Annotated in this window: 8 protein-coding genes; 5 read left to right on the forward strand and 3 right to left on the reverse strand. The window is 52.1% G+C overall.

Going from position 1 to position 7,626, the window contains the following annotated elements:
- The first annotated feature begins 398 nt into the window (after window positions 1–398).
- Window positions 399–2,018, forward strand: a complete 1,620-nt coding sequence (murJ, locus tag ACK4HN_RS09920; protein ID WP_409868594.1) for a murein biosynthesis integral membrane protein MurJ — start codon at window positions 399–401, stop codon at window positions 2,016–2,018.
- Window positions 2,019–2,128: 110 nt separating this feature from the next.
- On the forward strand, window positions 2,129–3,238 hold the full coding sequence (dnaN, locus tag ACK4HN_RS09925; RefSeq protein WP_409849432.1) for a DNA polymerase III subunit beta: 1,110 nt from the start codon (window positions 2,129–2,131) through the stop codon (window positions 3,236–3,238).
- Here dnaN and ACK4HN_RS09930 read toward each other — a convergent pair.
- Both ACK4HN_RS09930 and ACK4HN_RS09935 read right to left on the reverse strand, forming a co-directional pair.
- Window positions 3,235–3,867, reverse strand: coding sequence for a CPP1-like family protein (locus tag ACK4HN_RS09930; RefSeq protein WP_409868595.1), 633 nt, complete (start codon window positions 3,865–3,867; stop codon window positions 3,235–3,237). The genes dnaN and ACK4HN_RS09930 overlap by 4 nt on opposite strands.
- A 145-nt stretch (window positions 3,868–4,012) precedes the next feature.
- Window positions 4,013–4,189, reverse strand: a complete 177-nt coding sequence (locus ACK4HN_RS09935; protein ID WP_409868596.1) for a hypothetical protein — start codon at window positions 4,187–4,189, stop codon at window positions 4,013–4,015.
- 298 nt (window positions 4,190–4,487) lie between these two features.
- Here ACK4HN_RS09935 and bchL point away from each other — a divergent pair, with 298 nt between their 5' ends.
- From bchL to ACK4HN_RS09950, 3 genes are read left to right on the forward strand one after another with little or no spacing between them, the layout of a single operon-like run.
- On the forward strand, window positions 4,488–5,333 hold the full coding sequence (bchL, locus tag ACK4HN_RS09940) for a ferredoxin:protochlorophyllide reductase (ATP-dependent) iron-sulfur ATP-binding protein (RefSeq protein ID WP_409849436.1): 846 nt from the start codon (window positions 4,488–4,490) through the stop codon (window positions 5,331–5,333).
- Between the two features lie 44 nt (window positions 5,334–5,377).
- Window positions 5,378–5,758: a DUF5331 domain-containing protein gene (locus ACK4HN_RS09945; protein ID WP_409849438.1), complete on the forward strand. Its 381-nt coding sequence runs from the start codon at window positions 5,378–5,380 to the stop codon at window positions 5,756–5,758.
- Window positions 5,759–5,791: 33 nt separating this feature from the next.
- Window positions 5,792–7,174, forward strand: coding sequence for a ferredoxin:protochlorophyllide reductase (ATP-dependent) subunit N (locus tag ACK4HN_RS09950; RefSeq protein ID WP_409877583.1), 1,383 nt, complete (start codon window positions 5,792–5,794; stop codon window positions 7,172–7,174).
- Between the two features lie 55 nt (window positions 7,175–7,229).
- On the opposite strand, the gene ACK4HN_RS09955 is transcribed toward ACK4HN_RS09950, so the two are convergent.
- Window positions 7,230–7,626 (reverse strand): type II secretion system protein GspD (locus ACK4HN_RS09955; protein ID WP_409877584.1); only part of this gene is annotated, 397 nt, incomplete at its 5' end.

The raw sequence follows: 7,626 nt of genomic DNA on the forward strand, positions 1-7,626 counted from the left end.
GATTAACTGTTGGTTAATCAATGGAATATGCTTATTGAGCGGTTTATCGAAAATATTGATAAATATGAGACCTAGAGCATTGTCGATCAGAATGAAATGAGGATAGTGAAGATAGCGTGACTTGAGACAAAGAACAAAAATGCATCCGGCAGTTCCCTAAGCTTATTTCGCTAGGAATAAACTGTGCCATGACTATTCCTCAATTTTTAAGCACAGTACAGTCGTCTCAACTTTTGCAATGGGTGCAAGAAATGATTTGAAACAATTTGATGAAGACTGAGAAGCCTTTACTGCGCATGTTAAGACAGTCCTGATCAAAGCAATTGAACACGCTGAAAACAATGAAAACTAATCTGAGACAGGCTGCATATTTTTAGAAAGGGGCTGTAACTGGTACGATGATTGCCAGAGTTACCCCTAAACCAGCTAGTTTTATTAGGATTGCCACCACTGTGGAAAAGAAATCTCGTTCGCTTGCCCACATTGCCACCATTGTTGCCATTGCCACCCTCTTGAGTAAAGTTGCCGGGCTTGTGCGTCAGCAGGCGATCGCCGCTGAGTTTGGTGTGGGTGCCGCAGTGGATGCCTACAGTTATGCCTATGTGATTCCGGGGTTTCTCTTTGTGCTTTTGGGGGGGATCAATGGCCCGTTCCACAGTTCGATCATCAGTGTTGTTCTCAAGCAACCCCCAGAAAAAGCCGCGCCCCTCGTGGAAACCATTACCACCGTTGTGGGGGGGCTATTACTTGTGTTGACAGCCATTTTGATGCTGCTGGCCGACCCTCTGATTCAACTCATTGCCCCCGGTGCCAGCCCAGAGATCCAAGCCCTAGCGGCAGAGCAGTTTCGGATTATGGCGCCCTTGGCGGTGCTCTCAGGTCTCATTGGCATCGGCTTTGGCACGCTCAACGCTGCCGATCAGTACTGGCTGCCTTCCATTAGTCCCCTGTTGTCTAGTTTGGCGGTGATTATTGGCATTTGGTTCTTTGCCGATCAATTTGGCCCAGCGGTGCTGGCTTGGGGAACTTTAGCGGGAGGCGTGTTGCAATGGCTGGTACAAATTCCTGCCCAATGGCAAGCTGGCATGGGCACCTTGCGGTTGCGGTTTGATCTGAATCGTCCTGAGGTGCGGGAGTTAATTCAACTCATGGGGCCTGCTACCCTATCCTCGGGCATGCTCTTAATCAGCGTCTATATCAGTCTCTTCTTTGCCTCCCAGTTGCCTGTGGGCGCGGCTTCAGCCTTAAGTTACTCGCAATTGTTATTTCTCACGCCTTTGGGGATTCTCTCCAATGTGATCCTTGTGCCCTATATGCCCATTTTTGCAAAGTTGGCCCAACCCGAACATTGGCCAGACCTTAAGGAACGCATTCGCCAGAGCTTGGTACTGACGGCTCTGAGTATGATGCCCCTCGGTGGCATGATGGCGGCTTTGGCCTTGCCGGCAGTGCGGGTGGTCTATGAGCGGCGTGCCTTTGATTTTGCGGCTTCCCAATTGGTGGCGGCGCTGCTATTGGTCTATGCCATTGGCATGTTTTTCTACCTTGCCCGCGATGTCATTGTGCGGGTCTTTTATGCCCTAGAAGATGGCCGTACCCCCCTCTACATCACCCTCTGGGGACTGGGATTTAATGCCCTCTTTTGCTTTTTCTTTACCCAAGCTTTTGGCGCTGTCGGGTTGGCCATGGCCACGGTGGGGGTGAATACCGTATCGTTTATTGCCCTGACTTGGATTTTGCACCGTCGTTTGGGGGGGCTGCCTTGGGGGGAGCTAATGGTGCCCTTGGTGGGAATTGCCCTAGCTAGTGTTCTCAGTGGTGGGGCAGGTTGGGGTGCCCTCAAAGGACTGGAATTGCTCTGGGGGCGGGAAGGCTTGGGGGTGCAACTGTTGCAGTTGGCGATCGCCGGCAGTGTCAGCCTGATTGTCTTTGCAGCGGCTATCTCCCCCCTGAATCTGCCAGAACTGGACTTTTTCTTGAGCAAAGTGCGGCGGTTTTTGCCCAAGCGCTACCAGTAGTGGATTGCCGTAGTATGCTAGAAAACCGTCCCAATCCATGATCTGTTTGTGCGATCGCCCACCTTGAATTAAAAACCCTAACTTTACCTGCATCTGCCGTGGAGTACACCATGAAAGTTGTTTGTTCACAATCAGTTCTCAGTAGTAAGCTTGCTCCCTTGAGTCGCGTTGCTCCTAGCAATCCGTCGCACCCGATTTTGGCCAATATTCTGCTGCAAGCTGAGGGGAGTCGCCTCGGACTTTCCGTCTTTGATCTCAGTTTGGGGATGCAAATCTGGCTCGATGCAGAGGTGAAAGTGCCGGGGGCGATTACCGTTTCCGCCAAGCTCTTTAGTGAGATGGTGTCGCGGATGCCCAACCGTGATATAGAAATCACAGCGGAAGATACGCGGGTCATCCTCGACTATGGCAGCGGCTTTTTCGAGATTCAGGGGATGAGTGCTGAGGAATTTCCTGCATTGCCGACGTTAGAGGATGTGACACCGGTAACTTTGACGGCAGAGGCGTTGCGGCGGGGCCTGCAGGGGAGTTTGTTTGCGGCCAGTACCGATGAAACCAAGCAAATTCTCACCGGGTTGCACGTGACCTTTGAAGTGGATTGCTTGGAGTTTGCCGCTACCGATGGCCACCGCCTTGCCGTGACCGTAACTGAACAGCCTGTGCCAGAAGCCCTCTCGCCGATTACGATTCCGGCTAAATCCCTCAAGGATCTAGAGCGGCTGATGGCGAAACAAGAGGGGGATGTCGCCCTGCGCTGTGACCCCACCCAAGTGGTGTTTGATATTGGCAACGATGCTCGCATTACCAGCCGTCTGCTGGAGGGGCAGTACCCCAATTACCGCCAACTGATTCCCAAGACCTTTGCGCGCCAAGTCACCGTAGAGCGATCGGCCTTAGCAGATGCCCTAGAACGGGTGGCAATTCTTGCCGCTCAAAAGAATAACGTGGTCAAAATCAACATTGATGCGGATGCCCAGGAACTCAAACTCTCCGCTGAGGCGCCGCAATTGGGAAGTGGGGAAGAGAATGTGCCGGCTCAGATTTCTGGCGAGTCCATGACGGTGGCCTTTAATGTCAAGTACCTCCTCGAAGGTCTCAAGGTGATGAATAGCTCGGCGGTGCAACTGCAACTCAACGGCGAAACCCAGCCCGCGATCCTCCTCCCCCTTGGAGAAGCACAGATGAAATACTTGGTGATGCCGATTCAAATTCGCGGCTAGCGCAGGAAATTGCTGGTGAGCCAAAAGGTGACGAAAACCCCAATGCCCACCAGTTGATCCACATTGAGGAAGACCCCCGCCAGACCCAGTTGGTAAATGCCCACGGCGATCACCGCGCCCAATATCAAGGCAAGGAGGGTGATCAAAAAGGCACGGCCGAGGCGTTGTTCTTTGCGTTGGAGCCATACGAGGTTAAAGCCAACTCCCAGCGACAGCACCAATGCTAAGGTATCTGGGTTCGCTTGAGATAGCCCGATCGCCATTAGAACAGCATAGACCGTTGAGGTAATGGCAATGCCCCGCAGGTTGGGGGTGTCCAACTGTTGCTGCCACCACTGAAGGGCGGGATGATTTGCAATGCGATTTGGTTTCGCTAGGGCCGGTTCATTGAGTTGCTCAGCATAGCGAATGCGCTCAGGTACTTTAATTTTGCCCTGTTGGCGTTGCCGCAGCCGATCCATCAAAATTGCATCGTAGGCTGCTTCAATTTCGGTACGCTGCCGTTCATCCCCCGAATGAGCTGCCAATAGCGCATCCCGCGCTTCCTTGATTTGCTCAAAAGAAGCGTCTTCCGGCACTTGCAGCTTTTCGTAGGGGTTGTCACTCATGGCAAATTGATCTTTGTTCATTGGCCATTCTTAGGGGCAGTATCAACAGCGGACTGAAGGCTACCCTACAGCTTTAACAACGCCGCACTTTTCCAAGGAGCCAATCTTGCTCGTTCGCACGGATAGCAGAGAAAAACACTGTAGCACAATCGCCTTCCCTCAAATTCTAGCGACTTCCTAGGGAAAACGAGAGAAAGTGGTGCTCAAAGGGATGCAACTGCCCAAATTGTAACAAATCATTTACTTTCGAGATTTTTAATGATTCTTTACAACGGCGGGGGCGATCGCCCCCTAGGAGAAAAGTTTCTTTTTTCAGATTTCCTTTGGCGCGATCGCTGGTCACAGAAACTGTAGCTTTGGGTTCAATCGGTCAGGGCATAAGTCAGGGAGAGGGAATTTTTGTATTTTTGTTTATTTTAAATATAAAACTAATCACAAAAAGCTTAAAACTAACTCCTCAAGTAACTAAGCGTCCCCTGAGAGACTCCTAAAACTTGGAAGAACCTTTGCTAATTCTCAAATAAGCTGAAATTTTATTGCGCAAAAATAATTTTCTTGACCGCTGCGGCTTCTGGCGATCGCTGGCCGAGAATAGCAATTAGGTCATCGTGTCGCTCCCTTACTTAGGAGGCAAGGTCAACGTGAAACTCGCAGTGTACGGTAAAGGCGGAATTGGCAAATCCACCACGAGTTGCAATATCTCAGTGGCGCTGGCGCGGCGGGGCAAAAAAGTCCTGCAAATTGGCTGTGACCCCAAGCACGACAGCACATTTACCCTCACGGGCTTTCTCATTCCCACCATCATTGACACGCTCCAAGCCAAGAACTACCACTACGAGGATGTCTGGCCGGAGGATGTGATCTACAAAGGCTATGGCGGTGTAGATTGTGTCGAAGCGGGTGGCCCGCCGGCCGGGGCAGGTTGTGGTGGCTATGTTGTTGGTGAAACGGTCAAGCTCCTCAAGGAACTCAATGCCTTTGATGAATACGATGTTATTCTCTTTGACGTTCTGGGGGATGTGGTCTGTGGTGGCTTTGCTGCCCCCCTTAACTATGCCGATTACTGCCTGATTGTTACCGATAATGGCTTTGATGCCCTCTTTGCGGCTAATCGCATTGCCGCCTCCGTCCGCGAAAAAGCGCGCACGCACCCCCTGCGCCTTGCCGGTCTCATTGGCAATCGCACCAGTAAGCGGGATCTCATTGACAAGTATGTGGAAGCCGTTCCCATGCCAGTCCTTGAGGTGCTGCCGCTAATTGAGGATATTCGCGTGTCACGGGTCAAGGGCAAAACCCTCTTTGAGATGGCCGAGAGTGATCCCAGTCTTAACTCTGTCTGTGACTACTACCTAAACATTGCCGATCAAATTTTGGCTCGGCCTGAGGGGGTGGTGCCCAAGGACGCCCCCGATCGCGATCTCTTTGCCTTGCTCTCCGACTTCTACTTAAACCCACAGGCGGCAGAACGCCCACTCGCAGCGGTCTAAAACTCCCCTAGAATACTCCACGGAACCCCCTCGCTGGAGTGAGTATGAACCCTGAGCAACTACGGCAAAGCGCACGCAGTAAGTGGCTGGCCTACTACCAACAAAACCGTCATTGGATTGTCCGCTTGGCGATTTGGAGTACCTATCGCGGTCAACGACGCCCCTCCTCAAGTTTTATTTTGGGGGTGCTTACCGCCCTAGAGCCACGCCTCTTAGATGCCCTGCCCGTGATTGTCGAACTCAGCAACGATCCCGATCGCATTATTTCTGCCCTCGGTTTGAACTTCAACCCCGACGAAGAACTGGCCAATCGCGATAACCCTGCGCCACTGCCCCCAGAACCTCGCTTACTACCCTCCAAGCCCTTTGTCAGTAATCGGGCTGAAGAACATCGTGAGGAGACCGCTCAAAGTCATCAAACCTAGTTCCAATCGTTCCTAAATTTGGAGGCTCTCCCTATGAGTGCGACTGCTCCCAATGCCCTCAACTTTGAGTGTGAAACAGGCAACTACCATACGTTTTGCCCCATAAGCTGTGTAGCTTGGCTCTACCAAAAGATTGAAGATAGTTTCTTTTTGGTTATTGGTACCAAGACCTGTGGCTACTTTTTGCAGAATGCGATGGGGGTGATGATTTTTGCTGAACCCCGTTATGCCATGGCGGAGCTAGAAGAGGGAGATATTTCGGCGCAACTCAATGATTACGAAGAGCTAAAGCGCCTCTGCCTCCAAATTAAGCGCGATCGCAACCCCAGTGTCATCGTCTGGATTGGCACCTGCACCACGGAAATTATCAAAATGGACTTGGAGGGATTGGCTCCCAAACTAGAAGCCGAAATTGGCATTCCCATTGTTGTTGCTCGCGCCAATGGTCTCGACTACGCCTTTACCCAAGGGGAAGATACCGTGCTAGCCGCCATGGCCGCCCGTTGCCCCACGCCCACAGCAGTGAGTGATCCAGAGGAACGCAACCCCATCCAACGTCTTCTCAACTTTGGCAAGAAAAAAGAGGATGTCCAAGCTGAATCTCAGCACTACCACGACCACCCCCCCCTTGTTCTTTTTGGCTCCCTGCCAGATCCCGTAGTGACCCAACTCACCTTGGAATTGAAAAAACAGGGCATCAAGGTGTCAGGATGGCTGCCTGCCAAGCGCTATACAGAATTGCCTGTAATTGATGAGGGTTACTACGTCGCTGGCGTGAATCCCTTCCTCAGTCGGACGGCCACCACCCTAATTCGCCGCCGCAAATGTCAACTCATTACGGCACCCTTTCCCATTGGCCCTGATGGGACCCGTGCTTGGATTGAACAGATTTGTGCCACGTTTGGCATTCAACCCCAAGGCCTAGCAGAGCGCGAAGCTGAAACTTGGGCAAAACTTAGCGACTACCTTGAATTGGTGCGGGGTAAATCGGTCTTTTTCATGGGGGACAATCTGCTAGAGATTTCCCTAGCGCGGTTTTTGATTCGCTGTGGTATGCAAGTGCATGAAATTGGCATCCCTTACATGGATAAACGCTACCAAGCAGCGGAGCTAGAACTCTTGGCGCAAACCTGTGCCGAAATGGGTCATCCCCTACCCACCATTGTTGAAAAACCCGATAACTATAATCAACTCCAGCGGATTAAGGCGCTCCAGCCCGACCTAGTGATTACGGGTATGGCTCATGCGAATCCCCTCGAAGCCCGTGGCATCAGCACCAAGTGGTCAGTGGAATTCACGTTTGCTCAGATTCATGGCTTTGGCAATGCCCGTAACCTCTTGGAACTGGTGACCCGTCCCCTCCGGCGCAACCAAGCCCTTGCGGGATTAGGCTGGCAGAAACTGGTTGTCAATTGAGCAAGAAAGACCCCTCCGAGTGTACCGAGAGGGGACAAATCACGCTTAGAGTCCCTTAGAAGCGCTGCTGAGGTGGTTGCAGAATCTGGTTTTGGAGACTGGGGGGAATGCTCCCTGGTGTTGGCGAGTACTGATAGCCAAACCCCGCATTCTGTGTATCATCCATAATCTTCGGTGTCACCATCACCACCAGCTCGTTGCGTTGACGTTGATTGCTTTCCCGCCGGAACAGCCGCCCCAACAAGGGAATCTCCCCTAGGATTGGAACCTTCGTCACTAGCGAGCGATCCTGATCTTGGATAATGCCCGCCAGCATCAATGTTTGGCCATCGCGCAAGCGAATCCGCCCCGACTCCATCCGCCGCTGGGAGAGTAGCGTGCCTGTCCCGTCAGATGAATTATAGGTTCCTGCTGGTGCACTGACCTCTGGCGACAATTGCAGAGTTATAAAG

The organism is Thermosynechococcus sp., from assembly GCF_046299655.1.
Classification (GTDB): domain Bacteria; phylum Cyanobacteriota; class Cyanobacteriia; order Thermosynechococcales; family Thermosynechococcaceae; genus Thermosynechococcus.